At 67.9% G+C, this 24744-nt stretch carries 20 protein-coding genes and 4 pseudogenes; 12 read left to right on the forward strand and 12 right to left on the reverse strand.

The genetic code is table 11. The features are described from left to right. From A5706_RS35375 to A5706_RS28525, 3 genes and pseudogenes are all read right to left on the reverse strand, one after another. Positions 1 to 64, reverse strand: a pseudogene (locus tag A5706_RS35375) (hypothetical protein); the annotation flags it as partial. Beyond that, positions 61 to 552: pseudogene (locus A5706_RS35070) on the reverse strand (PE family protein); the annotation flags it as partial. The pseudogenes A5706_RS35375 and A5706_RS35070, both read right to left, overlap by 4 nt. 116 nt (positions 553 to 668) lie before the next feature. Continuing rightward, the gene (locus tag A5706_RS28525; protein ID WP_068138823.1) at positions 669 to 1517 is read right to left on the reverse strand and encodes an LLM class F420-dependent oxidoreductase; all 849 of its coding nucleotides are present in this window, start codon (positions 1515 to 1517) and stop codon (positions 669 to 671) included. Between the two features lie 217 nt (positions 1518 to 1734). Between A5706_RS28525 and A5706_RS28530 the strand changes: the two genes are divergently transcribed. The 4 genes and pseudogenes from A5706_RS28530 to A5706_RS33870 all read left to right on the forward strand — a co-directional run bounded on the left by A5706_RS28530 (position 1735) and on the right by A5706_RS33870 (position 4805). After that, entirely contained in the window at positions 1735 to 2643 is a 909-nt protein-coding gene (locus A5706_RS28530) for a DUF5336 domain-containing protein (RefSeq protein WP_068138826.1), read from the forward strand. A gap of 39 nt (positions 2644 to 2682) precedes the next feature. Continuing rightward, complete coding sequence (locus A5706_RS28535; RefSeq protein WP_068138830.1) at positions 2683 to 4014, forward strand: DUF6350 family protein; 1332 nt, start codon at positions 2683 to 2685, stop codon at positions 4012 to 4014. Between the two features lie 66 nt (positions 4015 to 4080). Next, positions 4081 to 4341, forward strand: a pseudogene (locus tag A5706_RS32680) (phosphoribosylglycinamide formyltransferase); the annotation flags it as partial. After that, positions 4227 to 4805, forward strand: coding sequence for a hypothetical protein (locus A5706_RS33870; protein WP_068138834.1), 579 nt, complete (start codon positions 4227 to 4229; stop codon positions 4803 to 4805). The pseudogene A5706_RS32680 and the gene A5706_RS33870, both read left to right, overlap by 115 nt. Before the next feature lie 85 nt (positions 4806 to 4890). Here A5706_RS33870 and sucD read toward each other — a convergent pair whose 3' ends face one another. Next, positions 4891 to 5793, reverse strand: coding sequence for a succinate--CoA ligase subunit alpha (sucD, locus tag A5706_RS28545; RefSeq protein ID WP_068138837.1), 903 nt, complete (start codon positions 5791 to 5793; stop codon positions 4891 to 4893). Positions 5794 to 5807: 14 nt separating this feature from the next. Next, complete coding sequence (gene sucC / locus A5706_RS28550; protein WP_068138839.1) at positions 5808 to 6971, reverse strand: ADP-forming succinate--CoA ligase subunit beta; 1164 nt, start codon at positions 6969 to 6971, stop codon at positions 5808 to 5810. A 278-nt stretch (positions 6972 to 7249) separates the two neighbouring features. On the opposite strand from sucC, the gene A5706_RS28555 reads away from it, so the two are divergent. Then, on the forward strand, positions 7250 to 8356 hold the full coding sequence (locus tag A5706_RS28555; RefSeq protein ID WP_068138905.1) for a M23 family metallopeptidase: 1107 nt from the start codon (positions 7250 to 7252) through the stop codon (positions 8354 to 8356). Between the two features lies 1 nt (position 8357). Next, positions 8358 to 8921, forward strand: a complete 564-nt coding sequence (locus A5706_RS28560; RefSeq protein WP_197518019.1) for a hypothetical protein — start codon at positions 8358 to 8360, stop codon at positions 8919 to 8921. On the opposite strand, the gene pcrA is transcribed toward A5706_RS28560, so the two are convergent. Both pcrA and A5706_RS28570 read right to left on the reverse strand, forming a co-directional pair. Beyond that, a complete protein-coding gene (pcrA, locus tag A5706_RS28565; protein ID WP_068138844.1) occupies positions 8918 to 11245 on the reverse strand; it encodes a DNA helicase PcrA in 2328 nt (775 codons plus the stop codon). The two genes, A5706_RS28560 and pcrA, sit on opposite strands and share 4 nt — an antisense overlap. Positions 11246 to 11334: 89 nt before the next feature. Further along, complete coding sequence (locus A5706_RS28570; RefSeq protein ID WP_068138910.1) at positions 11335 to 14718, reverse strand: pyruvate carboxylase; 3384 nt, start codon at positions 14716 to 14718, stop codon at positions 11335 to 11337. 266 nt (positions 14719 to 14984) lie between these two features. Between A5706_RS28570 and A5706_RS28575 the strand changes: the two genes are divergently transcribed. Next, positions 14985 to 15299, forward strand: coding sequence for a chorismate mutase (locus A5706_RS28575; protein WP_082964702.1), 315 nt, complete (start codon positions 14985 to 14987; stop codon positions 15297 to 15299). A 52-nt stretch (positions 15300 to 15351) separates the two neighbouring features. Next, positions 15352 to 17016 carry a glucose-6-phosphate isomerase gene (pgi, locus tag A5706_RS28580; protein ID WP_068138850.1) on the forward strand — a complete coding sequence of 555 codons (1665 nt, stop codon included), beginning with the start codon at positions 15352 to 15354 and terminating at the stop codon, positions 17014 to 17016. Between the two features lie 97 nt (positions 17017 to 17113). Here pgi and A5706_RS28585 read toward each other — a convergent pair whose 3' ends face one another. From A5706_RS28585 to cobF, 4 genes and pseudogenes are all read right to left on the reverse strand, one after another. Next, entirely contained in the window at positions 17114 to 17863 is a 750-nt protein-coding gene (locus A5706_RS28585) for an SDR family oxidoreductase (protein ID WP_068138853.1), read from the reverse strand. A gap of 29 nt (positions 17864 to 17892) precedes the next feature. Next, on the reverse strand, positions 17893 to 18363 hold the full coding sequence (locus A5706_RS34660; protein WP_231982093.1) for a zinc finger domain-containing protein: 471 nt from the start codon (positions 18361 to 18363) through the stop codon (positions 17893 to 17895). A 150-nt stretch (positions 18364 to 18513) separates the two neighbouring features. After that, positions 18514 to 18756: pseudogene (locus A5706_RS34665) on the reverse strand (DNA-formamidopyrimidine glycosylase family protein); the annotation flags it as partial. Positions 18757 to 18761: 5 nt separating this feature from the next. Continuing rightward, positions 18762 to 19514, reverse strand: coding sequence for a precorrin-6A synthase (deacetylating) (gene cobF / locus A5706_RS28595; RefSeq protein ID WP_068138913.1), 753 nt, complete (start codon positions 19512 to 19514; stop codon positions 18762 to 18764). Positions 19515 to 19616: 102 nt separating this feature from the next. Between cobF and A5706_RS28600 the strand changes: the two genes are divergently transcribed. The 4 genes from A5706_RS28600 (at position 19617) to A5706_RS28615 (ending at position 23749) form a co-directional block, all read left to right on the forward strand. Next, positions 19617 to 20522, forward strand: a complete 906-nt coding sequence (locus A5706_RS28600; RefSeq protein WP_068138859.1) for a diiron oxygenase — start codon at positions 19617 to 19619, stop codon at positions 20520 to 20522. A gap of 233 nt (positions 20523 to 20755) precedes the next feature. Continuing rightward, on the forward strand, positions 20756 to 21694 hold the full coding sequence (locus A5706_RS28605) for a DUF4873 domain-containing protein (RefSeq protein WP_231985452.1): 939 nt from the start codon (positions 20756 to 20758) through the stop codon (positions 21692 to 21694). 308 nt (positions 21695 to 22002) lie between these two features. Beyond that, the gene (locus A5706_RS28610) at positions 22003 to 22767 is read left to right on the forward strand and encodes an STAS domain-containing protein (RefSeq protein ID WP_068138918.1); all 765 of its coding nucleotides are present in this window, start codon (positions 22003 to 22005) and stop codon (positions 22765 to 22767) included. Between the two features lie 115 nt (positions 22768 to 22882). Continuing rightward, complete coding sequence (locus tag A5706_RS28615; RefSeq protein WP_068138863.1) at positions 22883 to 23749, forward strand: TIGR03619 family F420-dependent LLM class oxidoreductase; 867 nt, start codon at positions 22883 to 22885, stop codon at positions 23747 to 23749. 134 nt (positions 23750 to 23883) lie between these two features. On the opposite strand, the gene A5706_RS28620 is transcribed toward A5706_RS28615, so the two are convergent. Next, positions 23884 to 24681 carry an enoyl-CoA hydratase/isomerase family protein gene (locus tag A5706_RS28620; protein WP_197518020.1) on the reverse strand — a complete coding sequence of 266 codons (798 nt, stop codon included), beginning with the start codon at positions 24679 to 24681 and terminating at the stop codon, positions 23884 to 23886. Positions 24682 to 24744: the final 63 nt, after the last annotated feature.

A 24744-nucleotide genomic window follows, 5' to 3' on the forward strand; every position in this document is an offset into this window, starting at 1 on the left:
GCTTGACGCCCCCGTGCTTCTCCCCGGCGTACGCGACGACGTCGAGGGTCGACATCACCAGGCCCCGCCGTTGCCGCCGGCCGGGTGGGTGGCGCCACCGGAGCCGCCGTTGCCGCCGCTGCCGATCAGGAATCCGCCGGGCGCGCCGTCCGCGCCGCTGCCCGGCGCCGCGTTGGCGCCGTTACCGATCAGCGGGCGGCCGAACAGCACCTGGGTGGGCGTATTGATCACGCCGAGGATTTCCTGCTCGACGGCCTGCAATGGCGAGGAGCTGGCCGCCTCCGTGGCCGCGTACGACGCGGAGCCGGCGCTCAGCAGCTGCACGAACTGGGCGTGGAAGGTGGCCGCCTGGGCGCTGAGCGCCTGATAGGCCTGGCCCTGCGCGCCGAACAACGCCGCGATGCCTGCCGACACCTCGTCGGCGCCGGCCGCCAGCAGTTCGGTTGTCGTGGCCGCCGCGGCGGAGTTCGCCGCGCCGAGTGTCGACCCGATATTCGCCAGATCCGTTGCGGCCGCTGTCACCAGTTCCGGCGTCGCGATGAGGAACGACATGGGACACCTCCACCACGCCGCGGCGCGCCGGGCGAACCCGAATCGCCCGGGCCGGCACCGGCCGGCGTGAAGGAGCAAATCGTATCGGCTCGGGTGCGCGAGCCGCTGGGGTTTGGCTAGACCGCGGCGGCCAGCTTGCCGGCCAACCGCTCCACATAGGCGGCGATCTCTTCTTCGGAGCGGTCCGGCAAGCCGAACAGCACCTCGGTCACCCCCAGCTCGGCCCAGCGCGCCAGCTTCTCGGGGATCGGCTTGAAGTCGAGCGCGACGATCTGCGGGGCGCCGTCGCGCCCGGCGGCGGCCCAGGTGTCCTGCAGCAGCTTGACCGGCTCGTCGATGTCGAAGTCGCGCGGCGTGGTGATCCAGCCGTCGGCGCTGCGCGCGATCCACTTAAAGTTCTTCTCATTGCCGGCCGCGCCCACCAACACCGGAATGTGCGGCTGCACCGGCTTCGGCCACGCCCAGCTGGGACCGAACTTGACGAATTCGCCGTCGTAGGCGGCCTCTTCTTCCGTCCACAACGCCCGCATCGCCTCGATGTACTCGCGCAACATGGTGCGGCGCCGCCCGGCCGGCACGCCATGATCGGCGAGCTCGTCGGTGTTCCACCCGAACCCGACGCCGAGGCTGACGCGGCCCCCCGACAGATGGTCAAGGGTGGCAATGCTTTTCGCCAACGTGATCGGGTCGTGCTCGACGGGCAGTGCGACGGCGGTCGACAGCCGCACCCGCGATGTGACGGCGCATGCCGCGCCCAGGCTTACCCACGGGTCTAGCGTGCGCATGTAACGGTCGTCCGGCAGAGACGCGTCGCCCGTCGTCGGATGGGCCGCCTCGCGCTTGACCGGGATGTGCGTGTGTTCCGGCACGTAGAAGGTGTGGAAGCCGTTGTCGTCGGCAAGCTTGGCGGCCGCCGCCGGGGAGATGCCACGATCGCTGGTGAAAAGCACGAGCCCGTAATCCATGCACAGGATTAGAACGTGTTCTACCGATGCGGGGCAAGCTGCGCAGGCGCGGCGTCCCGGCACGGCCGCCCCGACGTGCGCTAGCGTGGGTGATCGATCGTGCCGCTGCGCAACATGGGGAAGGTGTTTCGAAGCGGCGCGCCCAGCGGCACCGCGTCGCGCTTGAATGTGACACCGCCGAGACACTTCAAGACCACGGGAAGCAACAGGAGGAGTCATGACCTACTCGCCCGGTAGCCCCGGATATCAACCCCAGCAGCCCGGCGGCTCCTACGCGGGCAGCACACCGTCGTTCGCCAAGACCGACGACGGCGAAAGCAAGCTTCCGCGGATCCTGAACGTCGCGGTCGTGGTGCTCGGCATCGCGGTGTATCTGCTGAACTTCGGCCCGACGTTCACCATCGGCGCCGACCTGGGCCCGGGCGGTGGACGCGCCGGCGATGCCGGCACCGCGGTCATCGTCGCGGTGCTGGCTTCCCTGCTGGCCGCAATCAGCCTGCTGCCCAAGGCCAAGAGTTACGTGGGAATCGTCGCGGTGATCGCGACGCTGGGTGCGCTGTTGGCCATCACCGAGACCGTCAACACGCCCGCAGGTTTCGCGATCGGCTGGGCGATGTGGCCTCTGGTGGCCTGCAGCATTTTCCAGGCGATCGCCGCCATCGGTGCGTTGCTGCTCGACGCCGGCGTCATCACTGCCCCGGCCCCGCGGCCCAAGTACGACCCGTACGCGCAGTATGGCCAATACGGTCAATACGGCCAGTACGGGCAGTACGGTCAGCAACCGTCGTACTACGGCCAGCAGCACGCGGGACACCAGGAGTCGCCGCGGCCTTCCGGGTACGGCGCACCGTACGGGGGCTATCCGTCCAACCAGGACGTGACCCAGCAGGCGATCCCGACGTCGACCGGCGGCTTCGGTGCGCAGCCCTCGCCGCAGTCGGGGGCCCAGCCGACGGCGCAGCATCACCAGGGACCGTCGACGCCACCCACCGGTTTCCCCAGCTTCAGCCCGCCGCCGTCGTCCAACGAGTCGCAGACGAATTCGGCCCCGGCCGAGCAACCCAGCCACACCGGCGGCCAGGAGCAGCCGCAGGCGCCGTCGTCCGGCCCGGCGGCACCGGCCTAAGCGTGCGCTCACGCGCGTAGTCGGGCACGTGCGCCAAGAGTGACAAGGGTGTCGGAAAGCGCGGGCAACCGGGCGCCGGGCGCTCGCCAGGCGCGCGACCTTGTCCGGGTGGCGTTCGCGCCGGCCGTAGTGGCATTGGGCATCATCGCCGCGGTCACGTTGCTGCAGTTGCTGATCGCCAACAGCGACATGACCGGTGCGCCGGGCGCCATCGCCAGCATGTGGCTCGCGGTGCACCAGGTGCCGATCTCGATCGGTGGCCGCGAACTGGGCGTGCTGCCCTTGCTGCCCGTCCTCTTGATGGTGTGGGGCACCGCGCGCACCAGCGCGCGGGCGACGTCTCCCACCTCGTCATGGCTGGTCGTCCGGTGGGTGATCGCCTCCGCGCTGGGCGGGCCCCTTCTGATGGCGGCGATCGCGCTGGCGGTCATCCACGACGCGTCGTCGGTGATCACCGAGCTGCAGACGCCCAGCGCCCTGCGGGCGTTCGGCGGCGTGCTCGTGGTGCACGCCATCGGCGCCGCGATCGGCGTGTGGTCGCGGGTGGGGCGGCGCGCGCTGGCGGCATCACCGCTGCCCAATTGGCTCGGTGATTCGCTGCGCGCGGCGGTCGCCGGCGTGCTGGCCTTGCTCGGGCTTTCCGGCCTGGTGACCGCGGGCTCGCTGGTCGTGCACTGGTCGACGATGCAAGAGCTCTACGGGATCACCGATTCGATATTCGGCGAGTTCAGCCTCACGGTGCTGTCGGTGCTGTACGCGCCCAACGTCATCGTCGGGACGTCGGCGGTTGCGGTCGGGTCTTCGGCGCACCTCGGTTTCGCGACGTTCAGTCCGTTCACCGTGTTCGGCGGCGACATGCCCGCGCTGCCGATCCTGGCCGCGGCGCCCACGCCCCCCTTGGGCCCGGTCTGGGTCGCATTGCTCATCGTGGGCGCCTCGTCCGGTGTTGCGGTGGGACAACAATGCGCCCGGCACGCGCTGCCCCTGCTGCCGGCGCTGGCAAAACTGCTGGTCGCCGCGGTCGCCGGCGCGCTGGTGATGTCGTTGCTGGCTTACGGCGGCAGCGGCCGGCTGGGCAACTTCGGTGACGTCGGCGTCGACCAGGGGGCTCTGCTGATCGGAGTGTTCTTCTGGTTCGCGGTGGTGGGCTGGATAACCGTGGTGATGGCCGGCGGGATCCGCCCCATCCGGCTCAGGAGGCCCCGGCGACCGAGAGCCGCGCCGGTCGAGGAGCCGGTGCTGTTCGAGGACCCAGAGGACGAGATCGACGACGAGCCGGCCGGCGAGTCGGTCGAGGAGGGGCCGACGGTCAGCGAGGACGACGAGCCGGCCCGTGAGTCGGCCGCCGAGGACGACCAGACGCCCGACTAGGTCTGATTGTCGGGCTTCTCAGCGCGCCGTGCCGGCGCGCATCGTCGCCCGACTAGGCTCCCCGTTGTGCCCCAACCGCTTCACGTGCCCCCGAGCGCGCCGGCGCGGGTGGTGGTGCTGGCCTCCGGCACCGGTTCGTTGCTGGGCTCGCTCATCGAAGCCGCCACGGGTGACTATCCGGCGCGCATAGTCGCGGTCGGCGTGGATCGCGAATGTCGGGCCACCGAGGTCGCGGCGGCGGCGTCGTTGCCGGCGTTCACGGTCCGCCTCGGCGACTACCCCGACCGCACGGCCTGGGACGCGGCCATCACCGAGGCGACGGCGGCTCCGGCGGCACCAGCTTCGCCCCCGCGGGTGGCGGCGGGACCGGCGGGACCGGCGGCGCCGGCGGCTTCCTCAACGGCACAGGCGGCGCCGGAGGCTCCGGCGGCACCGGGTTCAACGGCGGGTTCGGCGGGGCCGGCGGGCATGGCGGCGTGCTGTCCGGCTCCGGCGGCGCCGGTGGTGTGGGCGGCTCAGTCGGCGGCGCCGGCTTCGGCGGCGTCGGCGGGCGCGGCGGCGATACCGGCATCTTGTTCGGCCAGGGCGGTGCCGGCGGCAACGGAGGCAACAGCACCGCCTTCGCAGGAACGGGCGGCGCCGGCGGGAACGGCGGCAACGCCGTGCTGATCGGCAACGGCGGCAACGGCGGCAATGGCGGCACCGCTCCCGTGCTCGGCAGCCTCGCCGGCCAGGGTGGCACCGGCGGACTGCTCGGCCTCAACGGCGTCGACGGGCTACCGGGCCTATGATGCCGCCTGATCCAGCGCGAACAGACGCAGAATCGCACAAATCCGAGTAGCGGCGTGCGATTCTGCGTCTGCTCGCCGAAGAGCTCTACAGGCTGCCGAGGATCTCCCGGGCCAGCGCGGCCGTCTCCGACGGGGTCTTGCCGACCTTGACGCCGGCCGCCTCCAGGGCCTCCTTCTTGGCGGCCGCGGTGCCCGACGAGCCGGACACGATGGCGCCGGCGTGGCCCATCGTCTTGCCCTCCGGCGCGGTGAACCCCGCGACGTATCCGACGACCGGCTTGGAGACGTGGGCCTTGATGTAGTCGGCCGCGCGTTCCTCGGCGTCGCCGCCGATCTCACCGATCATCACGATGACCTTGGTGTCGGGGTCCTTCTCGAAGGCCTCGATGGCGTCGATGTGGGTGGTGCCGATCACCGGGTCGCCGCCGATGCCGATGGACGTCGAGAACCCGAAATCGCGCAGCTCGTACATCATTTGGTAGGTCAGCGTGCCGGACTTGGACACCAGCCCGACGGGACCCGAACCGGTGATGTTGGCCGGGGTGATGCCCACCAGCGCCTCGCCCGGAGTGATGATGCCGGGGCAGTTCGGCCCGATGATGCGCGTCTTGCTGCCCTTCTCGACGTTGTAGGCCCACGCAAATGCGGTGTCCTGCACCGGAATTCCCTCAGTGATGACGACCAGCAGCGGGATCTCGGCATCAATGGCCTCGATGATGGCGTCCTTGGCGAATTTCGGCGGCACGAAGATGATCGACACGTCCGCGCCGGTCTTTTCCATCGCTTCGGTGACGCTGCCGAACACCGGCAACTTGGTGATCCGGCCGCCCCTGTCCTCGTGCGTGACGGTGGTGCCCGCCTTGCGCGCGTTGACACCGCCCACAATCTGGGTGCCCGCCTTGAGCATTCGGGCGGTGTGCACGGTGGCCTCGCTGCCGGTGATGCCCTGGACGATGACCTTGTTGTTCTTGTTCAGAAAGATCGACACTGTTCCAAGTCCTTTCAGGCACTCGCCAGCTCGGCGGCCTTGTCGGCGGCCTCGTCCATCGTGGCCACCAGCGTCACCAGCGGGTGGTTGGCCTCGGTCAGGATGCGACGGCCCTCGTCGACGTTGTTGCCGTCGAGACGCACCACGAGCGGCTTGTTGGCCTCGCCGCCGAGGATTTCCAGGGCCTTGACGATGCCGGTGGCCACCGCGTCGCACGACGTGATGCCGCCGAAGACGTTGACGAACACGCTCTTGACCTGTTGGTCACCCAAGACCACGTCCAACCCGGCGGCCATCACCTCCGCCGAGGCGCCGCCGCCGATGTCGAGGAAGTTGGCCGGCTTGACGCCCCCGTGCTTCTCCCCGGCGTACGCGACGACGTCGAGGGTCGACATCACCAGGCCCGCGCCGTTGCCGATGATGCCGACCTGGCCGTCGAGCTTGACGTAGTTGAGGTGGTGTTCCTTGGCCTTCAGCTCCAGCGGGTCGGTGGCCTCGCGGTCCTCGAACTCGGTGTGGTCCGGGTGGCGGAAGTCGGCGTTGGCGTCCAGGGTGACCTTGCCGTCCAGCGCCAGGATCCGGTCGTCCGGCGTGCGCACCAGCGGGTTGACCTCCACCAGGGTCGCGTCCTCGGCGACAAAAAGCTCCCACAGCTTGGAGATGGTGACGGCGGCGGCGTCGAGCACCTCGGCCGGCAGGTGGCCCTGCTCGGCGATGGACCGCGCGGTCGCCACGTCGACACCCTTGACGGCGCTCACCGGCACCTTGGCGAGGCGGTCGGGCTTGGTGGCGGCCACCTCCTCGATCTCCATGCCGCCCTCGACCGAGCACATCGCCAGGTAGGTGCGGTTGGCGCGGTCGAGCAGGAAGGAGATGTAGTACTCCTCGGCGATGTCGCTGGCCTCGGCGACCAGCAGCTTCTTCACGATGTGGCCCTTGATGTCCAGGCCGAGGATGTTCTTGGCGTGTTCGTACGCGTCTTCCGGGGTGGCGGCGTACTTGACACCGCCCGCCTTGCCGCGACCGCCGATCTTGACCTGCGCCTTGACCATTACCGGGCGGCCGATCTCCTCGGCGATGGCCCGGGCGCCGTCGGCGGTGTCGGTCACTCGCCCGGGCGTGCTGGGTACGTTGTGCTTGGCGAACAATTCTTTGGCTTGATACTCGAAAAGGTCCATGGCCTCACTGTCTTCGGTCGGCTTGCTGCTAGGCCCATACGTTGGCGGCGGCGCCGGAATCGGCAACTCGCACGCTGGCACTGTATCCACCCGCCGAATCCCTGCTACCGTCGCGTCCACCGTTGTGGCACAGCTCACGGCATACCGGCACGCCTCCAAAGTGATGCGAATCACAATATCGGCTGGCTTCTTAGCCCGAGGTTGCAAGGCCCGTCGGTTAGCGGATACCTTCCTAGGGTCCAGATAACGTTATGGTCACGATACGAGGACAATTCAGCTTGTCGCAGCACCGTTTAGCCCGTCATTCTGCCGTGTCAACCGGCGTCGTGAGGGTCGGTCGCGCAGCCGGCGGTCGGTGGACGGAGACCCACCGAAACGAAGTCACCGAGATCCTTCCGCTCGACGGATTCGACTTCGACGACCTGGAATTCGCCGACGAGTCGGCTGATCTCGACGACCTGGACTTCAGCAACGACTCGACCTTCGATAACGAGGCTCGGGTGCTGCTGGCGCCCGAGCTCGACGACCTGCACGACGTCGACGACCTGGCCCCGCTGTTGCTGGCCGCGCCCGCCGCCGTGCCGATCCCGGCGCGGTTTCAGCCCGACGCTCCCGGCATCGAAGAGCGTCGTCCCAACCACTCGGACATCACCGACGTCATCCCGGTGGTCCGGCGGGGCGGGCAGCACCGCAAGCAGCCGACCAGCGCGGCCAGGGGCCGCCTGCTGATCTCCGCGATGGCGGCCGGCGCGGCCGCCGCGGCGGCCCACACGGCGACCAGCCACGCCGACACCCCCAAGACGGAGGCCGTGCTGACGGCCAATGCGTCGGCGCTCGACGGCGGGACGGGGCCGAACACCGTCCGCGGCGCCCAGGTGATCGCGGTCGCGCCCGCGGCGAATGCCGCGGTGCACAACGAGGAGTTCGCCCGGGGCGTGGCCTTCGCCAACGATCGCGCGCAGCGCGAGGCACGGTTGCAGCAACCGCTCTATGTGATGCCGACGAGGGGGATCTTCACCTCGAACTTCGGCTACCGCTGGGGTGTGCTGCACGCCGGAATCGACCTGGCCAATTCGATCGGCACACCGATCTACGCGGTGGCCGACGGCGTCGTCATCGACTCCGGGCCGGCCGCCGGATACGGCGCGTTGGTCAAGCTCCGCCACGCCGACGGCACGGTCACGCTCTACGGCCACGTCAACACGACGCTGGTCAGCGTCGGCCAGCGCGTCATGGCCGGCGACCAGATCGCCACGATGGGCAACCGGGGCAATTCCACCGGACCGCACCTGCACTTCGAGGTGCTGCAGGGCGGCACGGAGCGGATCGACCCAGTGCCGTGGCTCGCAAAGCGGGGACTTAACGTCGGCAATTACGCTGGCTGAGGTGACTTCGCCGAACGACCCGCCTGCCCCACCACCCGAGACCGCAACACCGCCCTCGGAATCGCAGACTCGGATCATTCGCCGCGCACCGACCGGGCCGATGCCCGTTGTGCCGGAGTCGCCGACCACGCAGATCCCCCCGCAGCCACCCCCGTACCAGGCAACTCCCGCCCGACCCCGGGTTCTGCCGGGCCCCGAACCGAGCGGCCGGACCGCCGTCGCCGCCGCCGCGGTCAGCATCGTCAGCGGCTGGGCGACGTCCGTGGTGGCCACCGACCTGATCGCCGGGTGGTGGCGAACCGACCGCCTGTTCTGCATCGCGGTCGCATTTCTGGCGCTGGTGTTCGCGATCACCACCGTCTCGGGCGTGATCTTGCTGCTGCAGCATCGGCCGGTGGGGCGCTACCTCATCGCAGCCGGGGCGGTGGTCGCGGTGCTGACCTACGGGGGCGTGTTCATCGCGGGCGCGCGGGTGGCGTGGATCGTCTACACCCTGTGGCTACTGCCGGTCGCCAGCGTGGTGCTGGCGTTTCACCCGCAGACCAAACGCTGGCTGCAGGCCTAAAGCTTGCTGACCGGGGCGTGGTTGTGCATCAGCTTCACCCTCCCCGCGCTGCCGAAATCGATCAGTGACATGGCCGATTCGCCGACGCCGGAGACCTCCTCGACCCGGCCGAGCCCGTACTTGTCGTGAGTCACCCGATCGCCGGGTTGCAGGACCAGCGGCGGACGTTTGGCTGCGCCCGAGCGGGTCGGCGACGGCCGCGGCGCGCCGAACCGTCCGGCGCCGCTCACCGGGGCACTGAACGACGGCGCGGGTGCGCTGCGCCGCCAGTCGATCAGCTCCTGCGGAATCTCGCGCAGGAAGCGCGATTCCGGGTTGAGCATTGGCTGGCCCCACGAGGACCGGACGATGGCCCTGCTCACATAGAGACGCTGACGCGCCCGGGTGATGCCGACGTAGGCCAGCCGCCGCTCCTCGGAAAGCTCGGTCGGATCGTCCAGCGACCGCATGTGGGGGAACATCCCGTCCTCCCAGCCGGTGACGAACACCACCGGGAACTCCAGACCCTTCGCCGTGTGCAGCGTCATCAGGGTGACGACGCCGGCGCCGTGCTCCGGGATGTCGTCGGCGTCGGCGACCAGCGAGACACGCTCCAGAAACGCCGCCAGCACGCCGGTGTCCGGCACGTCTTCGTCCTCGGGCGCCGACTCGTCGAGCGCGGCCGCGTTGGCTAGATCGGCGCTGAATTCGTGTGCGACGCTGACCAATTCGTTGAGGTTGTCCAGCCGGGCCAGCTCCTGCGGGTCGGTGGAGGACTCCAGCTCGTTGCGGTATCCGGAGCGCTCGAGCACCAACTCGACCAGGTCGCCGAGGTCGTCGTCGAGGTGGCCCCTCAGGTCGTCCAGCAGCTCGACGAAACCCGCGATCGCCTTCTCCGCGCGCGTGTTCAGCATCGGCACTTTGCCCTCGGCCGCGGCCACCAGCGCGTCGGCGAAGCTGGCGCCGGTGTTCTCGGCGTATACCGTCACGCACGCCTCGGCGCGATCCCCGATCCCCCGGCGCGGCGTGTTGAGGATGCGCCGCATGCTGACCGCGTCACCGGGGTTGTCCAGCACTCGTAGGTAGGCGACGATGTCGCGGATCTCCTTGCGTTCGTAAAACCGCACTCCCCCAACGACTTTGTACGGGATCCCGGCGCGGATGAAGACCTCCTCCAACGACCGCGACGAGTTGTTGGTGCGGTAGAACACCGCCACGTCGTTGTAGGTGATCTCGCCGCGCTCGGCGAGCGCGTCGATCTCCTCGGCCACAAACCTGGCCTCGTCGTGCTCGTTGTCGGCGACGTAGCCGACGATCAGCTCGCCGGCGCCGGCGTCGGTCCACAACCGCTTCTCGCGGCGCCCGGAGTTGCGGGCGATCACCGAGTTGGCGGCCGACAGGATGTTCTGCGTGGAGCGGTAATTCTGTTCCAGCAGAATGGTTCTCGCGTCGGGGTAGTCGCGCTCGAAGTCCTCGATGTTGCGGATGGTGGCGCCGCGGAACGCATAGATCGACTGGTCGGCATCGCCGACCACGCACAGCTCGCCGGGCGGCACGTCGTCGACGGTCTCGGTGCCGACCAATTCCCGGACCAGCACGTACTGCGCGTGGTTGGTGTCCTGGTATTCGTCGACCAGCACGTGCCGGAATCGCCGCCGGTAGTACTGCGCGATTTCGGGGAAGGTCTGAAGCACCGCGACGGTCTCCCCGATCAGATCGTCGAAGTCCAACGCGTTGGCCGCCCGCAGCCGCCGCTGGTATTCGCCGTACACGGAGGCCACCGTGCGGCTCAACTCGTCGGAATCGTCGGTCAGGTTGGCGACGGCCTCGTCCGGATAGATGAGTTCGTTCTTCAGGTTGGAGATGGCGTTTGCCAGCAGCCGCGGCGAGTAGCGCTTGACGTCGAGCCCCATGTCGCGGCCGATCATCTGCAGCAGGCGCCGCGAGTCGTCGGCGTCGTAAATGGAGAAGTTGGAGTTGAGGCCCTTGATCAGCGACGCCTGGTTGCGCAGGATGCGCACGCAGGTCGAGTGGAACGTGGACACCCACATTGCGCGGGCCCGGGGGCCCACCAGCCGCACCACCCGATCGCGCATCTCCGCGGCGGCCTTGTTGGTGAAGGTGATCGCCAGGATCTGGCCGACGCCGACGCCCCGCGCCGCGATCAGGTAGGCGATGCGCCGGGTCAGGACGGCCGTCTTGCCCGAGCCCGCGCCCGCGACGATCAACAGGGGCGAACCCTCGTGCACCACCGCTTGACGTTGTTGCGGGTTGAGCCCGTCGAGCAGCTGCTCTGCTTCGGGGGCGGACTTGGCATCAGTACTACTGGTCGCGTGCACACTCATGTCGGTCCAAATTTACCGCCGCCCGCCGACGACCTCGCTGGCCAGGGCCTCCGGCGCGGCGCGACCATCGGTGCCGGACTCCCCGGCCGTTAGCTGATAACCACCAAAAGGTCGCCACCCTCGACTTGTGCAGTGTGAGACACCGCTACCCGTGCGACCTTGCCCGCCTTCGGAGCAGTAACGGCAGCCTCCATCTTCATCGCTTCGATCGTCGCAATCGTCTGTCCCATAGCGACTTCCTCATCGATGGCCACAGTCACGGTGACGACCCCGGCAAATGGGGCCGCGACGTGATCCGGATTGTTACGGTCAGCCTTCTCGGCATTCGGCACATCGGCGGCGATGCTGCGGTCACGCACCACGACCGGACGCAACTGCCCGTTGAGGATGCACATCACTGTCCGCATGCCGCGTTCGTCGGCATCGGAAATCGCCTCTAGACCGATGAGCAACTCCACACCGCGCTCCAGCTCGACACGGTGCTCGTCCCCCTGCCGAAGTCCATAGAAGAACTGATTGGCGGTCAGCCGGGAGGTGTCGCCGTATTGCTCACGATGGTCCTCGAATTCTTTGGTCGGTCCAGGGAACAGCAGCCGATTCAGCGTTGCCTGGCGGTCGGTACCCCTTGCGGCCAACGCCTTTTCATCATCGGCTGACAGCTGTTGCTCCGCCTTCGCCGGACCGCGACCCTGTAATGCCTTGGTGCGTAAAGGCTCGGGCCAACCGCCGGGCGGGTCACCAAGTTCCCCACGCAGGAAACCGATGACCGAGTCCGGGATGTCGTAACGCGCCGGGTCATCGGCGAAATCCTGCGCGCTGACGCCTGCGCCGACGAGCGCCAGCGCCAAGTCCCCGACCACCTTGCTCGACGGGGTCACCTTGACCAGATGCCCGAGGATGGCATCGGCCCCGGCGTATGCGTCTTCGATCTCCTCGAACCGGTCACCGAAACCCAGCGCGATCGCCTGCTGACGCAGGTTAGACAATTGCCCACCCGGGATTTCATGGCGGTACACCCGCCCTGTCGGGGCCGGCAGCCCGGATTCGAACGGCGCGTACACCTTGCGCAACGCCTCCCAATACGGCTCCAGTGCGCACACGGAGGCCAGGGACAGGCCGGTGTCGTATTCGGTATGCGCTGCGGCGGCCACGATGGAGGACAGTGCCGGCTGGCTGGTGGTCCCGGCCAGCGACGCAGCTGCGCCGTCGACGGCAGCGGCCCCGGCGTGCCAGGCCGCCGCGTAGGTCGCCAATTGCCCACCGGGGGTGTCGTGCGTATGCACGTGCACCGGCAGGTCGAACCGACTCCTGAGCGCGGAAACCAGCGTGGTCGCGGCGGGGGCGCGTAACAGCCCGGCCATGTCCTTGATCGCCAGCACGTGTGCGCCCGCCGTCACAATCTGTTCGGCCAGCTTCAGGTAGTAGTCCAGGGTGTAAAGCTTTTCGGCCGGATCGCTGAGATCGCCCGTGTAGGACATGGCCACCTCGGCTACGGCGGTACCGGTCTCGCGAACCGCGTCGATCGCGGGGCGCATCGAGTTGACGTTGTTCAGCGCGTCGAAGATCCGAAAAATGTCGATGCCGGTCGCCGTAGCCTCCTCGACGAATGCCGTCGTGACGATCTCGGGATAGGGCGTGTAACCAACGGTGTTGCGCCCGCGCAGCAGCATTTGCAGGCAGATGTTGGGCATCGCTTCACGCAAGGCCGCCAGCCGCTCCCACGGGTCCTCCTTCAAAAAGCGCAGCGCGACGTCGTATGTCGCCCCGCCCCAGCATTCGACCGACAGCAGCTGGGGCGTCATCCGGGCGATGTATGGCGCCACCATGACCAGCCCGCTGGTGCGCACCCTCGTGGCCAGCAGGGACTGGTGCGCGTCACGGAACGTGGTATCCGTGACACGGACGCCCGACGACTGGCGTAGCCACCCCGCGAACCGCTCCGGCCCAAGTTCGATCAGGCGCTGCTTGGATCCTGCTGGCGGATCCGCCGACAGGTCTATGTCAGGGAGCTTGTCGTTCGGGTACACAGCCGAGGGGCGCTCACCGTGCGGCTTGTTGACCGTTACGTCGGCCAGGTACGTGAGGATCTTGGTGCCGCGGTCCGCCGAACTGCGCGCCGTGAGCAGCTGTGGATGCTGCTCGATGAACGACGTCGTGATACGGCCGGCCTGGAAATCCGCATCGTCCAGAACCGATTGCAGGAAGGGTATGTTCGTCGACACGCCGCGGATGCGGAACTCCGCAACCGCGCGCCGCGCACGCCGCACGGCCGTGGAAAAATCCCGGCCCCGACAGGTCAGTTTGATCAACATCGAATCGAAGTGCGCACTGATCTCCGCCCCCAGCGTCGTTCCGCCATCCAACCGAATTCCCGCCCCACCCGGGGTGCGATAGGCGGTGATTCGACCCGTGTCCGGACGGAATCCGTTGGCCGGATCCTCGGTGGTGATGCGGCACTGCAGCGCCGCGCCGTGCGGGACGAGCGAATCCTGGCTCAAGCCAATCTGTTCCAGGGTCTGCCCCCCGGCAACCTGCAGCTGGGCGGACACCAGGTCGACGTCGGTGATCTCCTCGGTGACGGTGTGCTCGACCTGGATGCGCGGGTTCATCTCGATGAACACGTGGTTGCCGCGCTCGTCTAGCAAAAACTCGACCGTGCCTGCGCATGTATAGCCGATACTCTGTGCGAACTTCACCGCGTCCGCGCAGATGCGCTCCCGCAATTCGGGATCCAGGTTTGGCGCCGGTGCGATTTCGATGACCTTCTGATGCCGGCGTTGGACGCTGCAATCCCGCTCGTAGAGGTGCATCACGTTGCCCCGGGTGTCGGCCAAAATCTGCACCTCGATGTGCCGCGGGTTGAGCACGGCCTGCTCGAGGAACACCGAGGCATCGCCGAAGGCGGACTCGGCCTCGCGGCTTGCCGCCTCGATTGCCTCGGGCAGCGCCGCCGCGTCGGTAACTCGGCGCATCCCGCGGCCGCCTCCGCCGGCCACCGCCTTGACGAACAGAGGGAAGGCCATGGACTCGGCGGCCGACACCAGCTCGTCCACTGATGTCGAGGGTGCAGAGGAGGCCAGCACCGGAAGACCCGACGCCCTCGCCGCCGCAATAGCCCGCGACTTGTTGCCCGTCAGCTCGAGCACCTCAGCGCTCGGGCCGACGAACGTAATGCCCGCGGCCGCGCACGCCGCCGCCAAGTCTGGATTCTCCGAAAGGAATCCATACCCGGGGTAGATCGCGTCCGCTCCACACGCCAGGGCGGTGGCGACGATCTCGTCAACCGACAAATAGGCCCGCACCGGGTGCCCCTCCTCGCCGATCTGATACGACTCGTCGGCTTTCAGTCGGTGCACAGAATTGCGGTCTTCGTACGGATAGACCGCCACGGTGGCCATTTCCAGTTCGTAGGCCGCCCGAAAGGCGCGGATGGCGATCTCGCCCCTGTTAGCGACCAATACTTTTGTGAGCACGGTTTTCACCATAGAGCGAACGGCGTGAGCATCGAACCGTGCCGGGGTGAATCGGATGTCTGGGCTTCGCGGCTGACGTTGATGTTCACTAGGACCCTTTTTGCGTGGTTACGGCCCTTAGTGGCACACTCGGTTGGTGCTCAACATGCAGCGCCGATTTTTCTACGGGTACCGGCCAGCGGTGCCCGTGGTGTAGCTGATTTCGCAGAGCCCCGTGGTCCGCTTCCGGATTCGGGGCTCGTCTCTTTTGTGAGGCCCGATAACGGATGAGACCAGAACCCCCACATCAAGAGAATGCGGAGTTAGAGATGAACATCGAGATGGTCGAGTCCCAAGAAGCCGCCGACATTGACGCGTTGCGCCAGGAAATCGACCGGCTGGACGCCGAGATCCTCGCCGCGGTAAAGCGGCGGGCCGAAGTTTCGCAGGCGATCGGCAAGGTACGGATGGCGTCCGGCGGCACCCGGCTGGTCCACAGCCGCGAGATGAAGGTCATCGAGCGCTACAGCGAGCTCGGACCCGACGGCAAGGACCTGGCGATGCTGCTGCTGCGGCTGGGCCGGGGCCGGCTCGGCCACTGAGGCCGTCCGTCACACCTGGCTCCGCCCCGTCGGACCGCACTAGGGTCAGATCATGACCTCCCTGCAAACCATCCCCGACATCACCGCCACCCCGGCGTGGGACGCCCTGCGCAGGCATCACGAACAAATCGGCCAGACCCATCTGCGGCAGTTCTTCGACGAGGACCCCGATCGCGGCCGCGAGCTCACCGTGACCGCCGGCGACCTCTACATCGACTACAGCAAACACCGGGTCACCCGAGAGACGCTGGGGCTGCTGGTCGACCTGGCGCGGGCGGCTAACCTCGAGGAGCGCCGCGACCAGATGTTCTCCGGCGCACACATCAACACCTCCGAGGACCGAGCCGTGCTGCACATCGCGCTGCGGCTGCCCCGCGACGCCGAGCTGATCGTCGACGGCCAGAACGTCGTCGAGGACGTGCACGCCGTGCTGGACAAGATGGGCGACTTCACCGACCGGTTACGCAGCGGTGAATGGACCGGGGCCACCGGGAAAAAGATCAGCACCGTGGTCAACATCGGGATCGGCGGGTCGGACCTGGGGCCGGCCATGGCTTACCAGGCGCTGCGCCACTACGCGGACGCCGGGATCTCGGCGCGCTTCGTCTCCAACGTCGACCCCGCCGACCTGGTCGCCAAGCTCGCCGACTTGGACCCCGCCACAACGCTTTTCATCGTCGCCTCGAAAACCTTCTCCACCCTGGAGACGCTGACCAACGCGACCGCCGCGCGCCGGTGGCTGACCGACGCGCTCGGCGACGCCGCCGTGTCCAAGCACTTCGTGGCGGTCTCCACCAACAAGCGCCTGGTCGACGACTTCGGCATCAACACCGACAACATGTTCGGGTTCTGGGACTGGGTCGGCGGGCGTTATTCGGTCGACTCGGCGATCGGGCTGTCGGTGATGGCCGTCATCGGCAAGGAGGCGTTCGCCGATTTCCTGTCCGGATTCCACATCGTCGACCGGCATTTCCAGACCGCCCCGCTGGAGTCGAATGCGCCGGTGCTGCTCGGCCTCATCGGGCTGTGGTACTCCAACTTCATGGGCGCGCAATCGCGGGCGGTGCTGCCGTATTCGAACGACCTGTCCCGCTTCGCGGCCTACCTGCAACAGCTGACCATGGAATCCAACGGCAAGTCGACCCGCGCAGACGGCACGCCGGTCACCACCGACACCGGCGAAATCTTTTGGGGCGAACCGGGAACCAACGGCCAGCACGCGTTCTACCAGTTGCTGCACCAGGGCACCCGGCTGGTGCCCGCCGATTTCATCGGCTTCAGCCAACCCACCGACGACCTGGCCACCGCCGACGGCACCGGCAGCATGCACGATTTGTTGATGAGCAACTTCTTCGCCCAGACTCAGGTGCTGGCGTTCGGCAAGACCGCCGAGGAGATCGCCGCCGAGGGCACCCCGGCCGACGTCGTGCCGCACAAGGTGATGCCCGGAAACCGGCCGTCCACTTCGATTTTGGCCGACCGGCTCACCCCGTCGGTGCTGGGCCAGCTGATTGCGCTCTACGAGCACCAGGTCTTCACCGAAGGGGTGATCTGGGGCATCGACTCGTTCGACCAGTGGGGTGTCGAGCTGGGCAAGACGCAGGCCAAGGCGCTGCTTCCGGTGATCACCGGCGACGCCTCACCCGCGCCGCAGACCGACAGCTCGACCGACGCGCTGGTCCGCCGCTACCGCACCCAGCGCGGACGCACGAGCTAGAACCCGCGAGCAGACGCAAAAGCCCCCGACACGCCGTGGCTGCGGGGGCTTTTGCGTCTGGTGGCCGGGCAGGGCCCGGCGAACACCGCCAGAGGAATTAGGCGAAGACCTTCGTCAGCGGGGGCGGCAGCACCCGCATCAGTTGCGCCAGCGGGGCCCACGGCCACCATGGCACAACGGCGCGGCCGGGTTCGCGCTCGATCGCGTCTACCAACGCTTTGACGCCAGTTTCGTTGTCCACCATGAACATTGTGCTCGCGGACTTGGCGGTCATCTCCGACTCGATGTAGCCCGGCTCGATCAGCGAAACCTTGATTGGGCCGCGGCGGTATTCGGCGCGTAGCGATTCGCCCAGCGAGCGCATCCCGGCTTTGCTTGCGGCGTAAGCGGCTTTGACGCCCGGCACCCCCTTGTTGCCGAGCACCGACGAGATGAGCACCAGATGGCCCTGCCCGCTTTTGGCGAACAACTCCAGCGCGGTCTCGATCTGCACCAGGGCGGCGACCAGGTTGGTCTCGAGGGTCGCCTTGTTCGCCCACGGCTTGCCCGAGCCCAGCTTCGCACCCTTGCCGATGCCGGCGTTGACGACGATGCGGTCGACCCCGCCGAGCTCGTCGCTGATTTCGGCGAACACCTTCGGCACCTGCTCGTGGTCGTTGACGTCCAGTGCGGCGACGGCGATCTTGATTCCCGGATACTGTTGCGTCAGTTCGGCTTTCAGCTCGTCGAGCCGGTCGGTGCGACGGGCGCACAGCCCGAGGTCGCGGCCCTTGGCGGCGAAGGAGCGCGCCATCCCGGCGCCCAGGCCAGAACTGGCACCGGTGATGAGGATCTTCTGACGAGTCACCCGGGCAGCATATCGACCGATGGCGGCGGCTACTTGAGCAGCCGCGACAAGCGACGGTCGGCGAGCACCTTGCCGCCGGTCTGGCACGTCGGGCAGTACTGAAAAGACTTGTCCGCGAACGACACTTCGCGTACGGTGTCCCCACACACCGGGCACGGCAGGCCGGTGCGGGCGTGCACGCGCAGGCCGGAGCGCTTCTCCCCCTTGAGCATGGCGGCACCCTGGCCGACGGAGCGGCTCACCGCGTCGGTGAGCACCGAGATCATCGCGTCGTGCAGGGCGGTGAGCTGTTCGTCGGACAGTTTGCCCGCGGTGGCGAACGGCGAGATCTTCGCAACGTGCAGGATCTCGTCGCTGTAGGCGTTGCCGATGCCCGCGATCACCTTCTGGTCGGTGATGACCGTCTTGATCCGGCCGGTGTTGCCGGACAGCACCCCGGCCAGGTCCTCGGGGCTGAGCTCCAGCGCATCGGGGCCCAGGGCGGCGATGCCGGGCACCAGCTGCGGGTCGTCGACGAGCCACACCGCCAGCCGCTTCTGCGTGCCGGCCTCGGTGAGGTCGAAGCCGGGCGCCTCGCCGGGCGTGCCCAGGTGCACCCGCATCGCGATCGGGCCCTTGCCGGGACGCAGCGGGGCCGCGGCCAGCTTGTCGGACCACCGCAGCCACCCGGCGCGCGACAGGTGGGCGATCAGGAACAACGGCCCGGCCTGCAGCCCCAGGTACTTGCCCCAGCGCTGGGCCCCGCTCACCGATTGACCGTGCAGAACGCTGATCGGCGGGTCGAAGGTCTTCAGCACCGAAAACGCGACGACGTCGACGCGACCGATGGTCGATCCGACGGCGTGGCGGCGCAAATGGTCGACCAGCGCTTCGATTTCGGGGAGTTCGGGCACGCCCTTCAGTCTGCCGTTCTGAGCAAATAGGTGTCCATGATCCAGCCGTGCCGCGCGCGGGCGTCGGCGCGCAGCGCCACGATGCGCGCCGCGACCTCGCCGACGGTGCCGTCGACCAGCAGCTCGTCGCCGGTGCCGAGGTAGGCGCCCCACCAGATCTTCGTGTCGGGCGGGCACGTCTGAAACGAGCAGTCGGCGTCGAGCATGACCACCGCCGAGCCGGCCAACCCGTTCGCGCGCAGCTGCCTGCCGGTGGTGATCAGGACCGGCTCGCCGACCTCGTTGAGCGGGATGCGGTGCCGAGCAGTCAGCGCCTGGACCGCGGTGATGCCCGGAATGACGTCGTAACTGAACTCCAGCTCCGCGGCTTCGGCCTTGATGGCGTCGAGGATGCGCAGCGTGCTGTCGTACAGCGACGGGTCGCCCCAGGCCAGGAAGGCGCCGACCCCGTCGGGACCCAGCTCGGCGGAGATGGCGTCCGCCCAGACGCGCGCCCGCGCGGCGTGCCAATCCGCGACCGCGTCCCGGTAGTCGGCCTCGGTCGAGCGCTTGGGATCGGCCAGCTCCACGAAGCGATACCCGGGCTGCCGGATGAACCGGGCACAGATCTCGCGTCGCAGGGCGACCAGATCGCTCTTCGCCTCGCCCTTGTCCATCGCGAAGAACACCTGCGTGTCGTTGAGCGCCTCGATGGCCTGAACGGTCACATAGCCCGGGTCGCCGGCGCCGATGCCGATGACGTGAATGTGCCGACCCACCACGCCAGTCAACCGAATCGAAACCTGGAAGGCCTAGTCGACCCCTCAAGTACCCAGTACCATGGGTACCGCCTGCAGCACCCGACGAAGGGACGCCACGCAATGACCGCTCCGGTGAAGCCAAGTGGGCCGAGTCGTGAGGAGTTCTCGGACCGATTGCTGAAGGGCTCAGTCAAGAAGTCCTACGAGCCGGTGGTCGACATCGACTGGGACGCCCCGCTGGACCCGGACAAGTTCTACCTGCCGCCGCGGCTGGTCTCGCTGTACGACACCCCGATGTGGGACGAGATGACGCGCGAGCAGCAGATCGACCTGTCCCGCCAGGAACTGGTCAACACGCTCTCGGCCGGGATCTGGTTCGAGAACATGCTCAACCAGTCGCTGCTGCGGACCATCTTGCACGAGGACCCCACCAGCTCCTCGACGCACTACAAGCTCACCGAGCTGGGCGACGAGACCCGGCACATGGTCATGTTCGGCAAGGCCATCGAGCGCATCGGCGCAAAGCCGGTGCGGCCGCGCCTGTTTCACCGGTGGATCATCAACGCGCTGCCGCTGGCGTTCCAGCGCGGCTCGATGCTGTGGATTGCCGCGCTCATCGGCGAAGAGATCTTCGACTCGCTGCAACGGCAGATGATGGACGACCCCGAGCTGCAGCCAATCATCCAGCGGCTCATGCGGATCCACGTCACCGAAGAGGCCCGCCACATCCAGTTCGCCCGCGACGGCGCCCGCAAGCGCGCCGCGGAGATGCCGCGGCTCAACCGCTGGTTCATGGCCAACATCAACGGGCTGGGCGGATACTTCTTCAACTACTTGTTCAGCAACCCGATCCCGTACGCGCGGGTGGGCCTGGACGCGAAGCGGGCACGAAAAACAGCGCGCACCAGCCAACACCGCCGCGAGATGCAGATTGCCGGCTTCGCGCCGCTGGCGGCGTTTCTGACCGAGGTGGGCCTGCTGGGCCCGATCGCACGCCGCGCCTGGAAGCGCAGCAGATTCCTGTGACCCAGCCGCCCGTGCGCTGCCATCGGGTGCTCGTCCTTGGAGCGGGAGACAGCGCACGGGCGGCCCTCCAAACGGCCGGCATCACCGACGTCGCGACGCCCGACCGCGACGTGCTCGGGTCACGGTTCGACGACGCCACCGACACATGGCTGCTGACGACGGCCGGTGGCGAACCCGTGCGGGCCCGCGTCGTCGTCGCCGACCGACCGGCGCCCGTCCCGTGGTTACCGGACATCGCCGGACGCGACGACTTTCTGGGCGAGTCGTTTCACGCGGCGCAGTGGCCGGCAGGTTTCGACCCGGCCGGTAAGCGCGTCGCCGTCATCGGCGCCGATTCCACCGCCGGCGATCACATCCCGCGGCTGATGAAATCGGCAGCCTCGGTCACGGTCTTCGCGCACCCACCGCGCCGGGTCGTCGACGAGCTGCCGCTGCCCGCCACCCGCGCCAAGCGCTGGCTGCGCCGCCGCATCCGACCGGCCGCCGACGCGACGCCGCGGCCCGCGCTGGTGCGATCGCCCGTCGTTGCCATCACCGCATCGCGCGTCCGAACCGCCGACGGGGTCGAACACGACGCCGATGCCATCATCTACGGGACCGGGTTCGCCGCGCTCGACCCGACGTCGGGCATCACGCTGGTCGACGGCATGGAGCCCTACTTCGGGGTCGCCGTTCGCGGCTTGCCCAACTACTTCTTTGTCACCGGGCCCGACACCGGCGCGCAGGCACGCTATGTCGCCGAATGCATCACCCTGATGGAACGCACCGGCAGCACCCGCATCGAAGTGCGCCGCAGCAGCCAGCGGGTGTTCAACGAGCGCGTCTATGTGCGACCGGCCCAGCCGCAGCCGGTGGCGTCGGCGTTCGAGCTGACGTCCGGCGCGGCGGGGAACGACGCGACCTACGAGGGCGCGGCGACGCTCACGATCGCCGGCGCCGACCATCCGGTGCGCGTGCGTCTCGCCGGCCACCTGGATCCGATCGACGGCCATTACCACTGGCAAGGCACGGTATTCGGTTCCGCGCCGTTGCCCGACGAGTGGCTCAAGCAGGCACGCACCGCGACCCTGACGGTCGGCGAGTGCAGCGCGCCGGCCCGCATCGTCGAGCAGACCCCGTGGGGCACGCACACGGTGGCGGGGGTCGGCGCTCCGCCGTATGCGCTGAGCTGATCGGCGCCGTCCGGTATTTCGAAGGTTTGCCGATCGTGACGTTCGGGTAAGCGTTTTAGTCTCATTTTCATCCCGCAGGGTGTGCTGCGGCGGTGGCCGCCGAGGGGGCGGGTTCTCAGGGAATTAGCGGTGGGAATTCCAGGAGCGGGGGATATGGCAGCGGACCGGATCAGGAAATCGCATCCGCCGTCTTTCGAGGTGGGAGCGCGGGGGCCTAAATTGCTATTGAGACACGCGCATCCGGATAACACGGCTTGCCGGGGCTCGGTCGGCGAGGATAAAGCCCTGACCGGAAAGGGGTGGCTGTGGTGAGCGCGGTAGCTGAGTCACCGAGCTCGCTGGCCGTTGCGACGCGCACGGAGCAGTCGGTCGTCGTGCTCACGGTCGAGGGCGTGCTCGACGGCAGCAGCTCCGCCGCGCTGCGCGACATCATCACGAAGGCGACGCTGGACGAGCCGTCGGCCGTCCTCGTCAACGTCTCTCGCCTGCAGGTCCCCGCGGAATCGGTCTGGTCCAGCTTCATCGGCGTGCGCTGGCAGGCGCACATCCGGCCAAGCGTCCCGATCGTGCTGGTGTGCGCCGACCGCACCGCCCGCGAGGCGATCACCCGGAGCGAGGTCGCTCGCTTCATGCCCGTGTACGCGACCGAGAAGTCCGCGATGAAGGCGCTCGATCGGCTCACCAGCCGCACCGTGCGGCATGCCGATGCCGAGCTGCCCGCCAACCTGACCAGTCTTCGGGAGTCGCGCCGGCTGGTCCGGGAGTGGCTGACCGCTTGGTCGCAGTCCGCGCTCATCCCGGTCGCGTTGGTGGTCGTCAACGTGTTCGTGGAGAACGTGCTCGAGCACACCGGAAGCGTGCCGATGATGCGGGTTGAAACCGACGGGGCGACGGCGACCATCGCGGTGTCCGACGCCAGCAGCACACCCGCCCTGCGGCTGCCGTCGCCGGACAAGGGCATCGACGTGTCCGGCCTGGCGATCGTCGATGCGTTGTCACGCGCCTGGGGCAGCACACCGACGGCGTCGGGCAAGACCGTCTGGGCCGTCATCGGCCCCGAGAATCAGCTCTAGCCAGTCTGGCTATCCACCGCTGAGCCGCCGACACCCTTGTTCGGGGACCCGCTCGTGGGTAAAAGTAGAACACGTTCTAATCTCGTGTGACGGTCCCTCCAGGAAGGCGGATGACGTGCGGTTCACCTACGCAGAGGCGATGACGGACTTTCGCTACTACATCCCGCTGGCCAAGGCGGCCGAGGCCGCCGGCTATGACGCCATGACGATTGCCGACAGCATCGCCTATCCCTTCGAATCCGACTCGAAGTATCCGTACACCCCCGACGGCAACCGCGAATTCCTGGACGGTAAGGAGTTCATCGAAACCTTCGTGCTGACGTCGGCGTTGGGTGCGGTGACGTCGACGCTGCGGTTCAACTTCTTCGTCCTCAAGCTGCCCATCCGGCCACCCGCGTTGGTGGCCAAGCAGATCGGTTCACTGGCCGCGATGACCGACAACCGGGTGGGTTTCGGGGTCGGCACGAGCCCGTGGCCCGAGGACTACGAACTGCTGGGCGTTCCATTTGCCAAGCGCGGCAAGCGGATGGACGAATGCATCGAGATCATCCAAGGCCTCACCACCGGCGACTATTTCGAATTCCACGGCGAGTTCTACGACATCCCCAAGACCAAGATGACCCCCGCCCCGACCAAGCCGATCCCGATCCTGATCGGCGGGCACGCCGACGCCGCGCTGCGCCGCGCGGCACGCCTGGACGGCTGGATGCATGGCGGCGGCGATCCGGAGGAACTCGACGCGCTGCTCGCCAAGCTCAGGCAGTACCGCGACGAAGCGGGCAAGACCGGCCCGTTCGAGATCCACGTGATCTCGGCCGACGCCTACACCGCGGACGGCATCAAGCGGCTCGAGGACAAGGGCGTCACGGACGTCATCGTCGGCTTCCGCATCCCTTACATCACTGGGTCCGACACCGAGCCGCTGGACAGCAAGATCCGCAACCTGGAGATGTTCGCGGAGAACGTCATCGCGAAACTCTAGCCGTCACAGGGCCTTCAGTGTGAGCTCACGGCTTTCAGTGTGAACCCGTGGCGCGATTCCTCCGGGTTCACCGCCCAGGAGTAACACCAAAAGCCCAGGCTTCACACTCAAAGTCCGAAGACGGCCGCCAAACATCACAGCGGATCCCACTTCGGGGCCCGCTTCTCCATGTGCGCCCTGGCGGCTTCGGTCGGATTGTTGGTGAAGCCGCTGAGGATCTGGGTGCGGTTCTCCAGCTCGATCGCGTGGCGCAGACTCGGCGCGTCCAGCGCCGCGTTGAGCCCAATCTTGGTCTGCCACACGCCATACGCGTTGTTCTCCGCGATGGAACGCGCCAGCTTGAGCGCGGCCGGGATCAGGTCGTCCGGCGCCACCACCTCGTGCACCAGCTTGATCCGATAGGCCTCGTGCGCGTCGATGATGCGACCCGTCAGCATCAGCTCACGCGCGACGCCGGCCCCGACGATCTTGGGCAGCAGGTAGCTGGTGCCCATGTCCATCGACGAGAAGCCGGCCTTGATGAACACCGATCCGAACCGGGCGTTCTCGGACGCGACGCGGATGTCGCTGACCAACGTGAACGCCAGCCCGCCGCCGACGGCCACGCCGTTGACCGCTGCGATCACCGGGATGGGCAGCTCGTAGATCCGGGTGAACAGCTCGGCCAGGCGCACCTGCGAGTCGTAGTTGACCTTGAACGGCGGGCTCGTCGGCCTGGACTTGGTCCAGGCCTCGCCGGTGCCGCTGAGATCGGCGCCGGCGCAGAAGCCCCGCCCGGCCCCGGTGATGATCGCGACCCGGTGCTCGCCCTCGCCGAGTGCATCGAGGGCCTGGTCGACGCCGCCGATCAGCGCCCCGTCGATCGCATTCAGGCGCTCCGGCCGGTTCAGGGTGATGCAGGCGATGTTGTCCTCGAGGGTTTCGAATTCCACTGCGGGCATACGTGAACCGTAGGCGACATGGGTGTTTACCGGTGCGGCATACCGTGGTTTTGC

Source organism: Mycobacterium sp. E796, assembly GCF_001672815.1.
GTDB lineage: Bacteria > Actinomycetota > Actinomycetes > Mycobacteriales > Mycobacteriaceae > Mycobacterium.

Coding starts and splice junctions, on each gene's coding strand:
- A5706_RS28525 (WP_068138823.1), bottom strand. CDS start 1,517: ATGGATTACGGGCTCGTGCTTTTCACCAGCGATCGTGGCATCTCCCCG.
- A5706_RS28530 (WP_068138826.1), top strand. CDS start 1,735: ATGACCTACTCGCCCGGTAGCCCCGGATATCAACCCCAGCAGCCCGGC.
- A5706_RS33870 (WP_068138834.1), top strand. CDS start 4,227: ATGTCGGGCCACCGAGGTCGCGGCGGCGGCGTCGTTGCCGGCGTTCAC.
- sucC (WP_068138839.1), bottom strand. CDS start 6,971: ATGGACCTTTTCGAGTATCAAGCCAAAGAATTGTTCGCCAAGCACAAC.
- pcrA (WP_068138844.1), bottom strand. CDS start 11,245: ATGAGTGTGCACGCGACCAGTAGTACTGATGCCAAGTCCGCCCCCGAA.
- A5706_RS28575 (WP_082964702.1), top strand. CDS start 14,985: ATGAGACCAGAACCCCCACATCAAGAGAATGCGGAGTTAGAGATGAAC.
- pgi (WP_068138850.1), top strand. CDS start 15,352: ATGACCTCCCTGCAAACCATCCCCGACATCACCGCCACCCCGGCGTGG.
- A5706_RS28600 (WP_068138859.1), top strand. CDS start 19,617: ATGACCGCTCCGGTGAAGCCAAGTGGGCCGAGTCGTGAGGAGTTCTCG.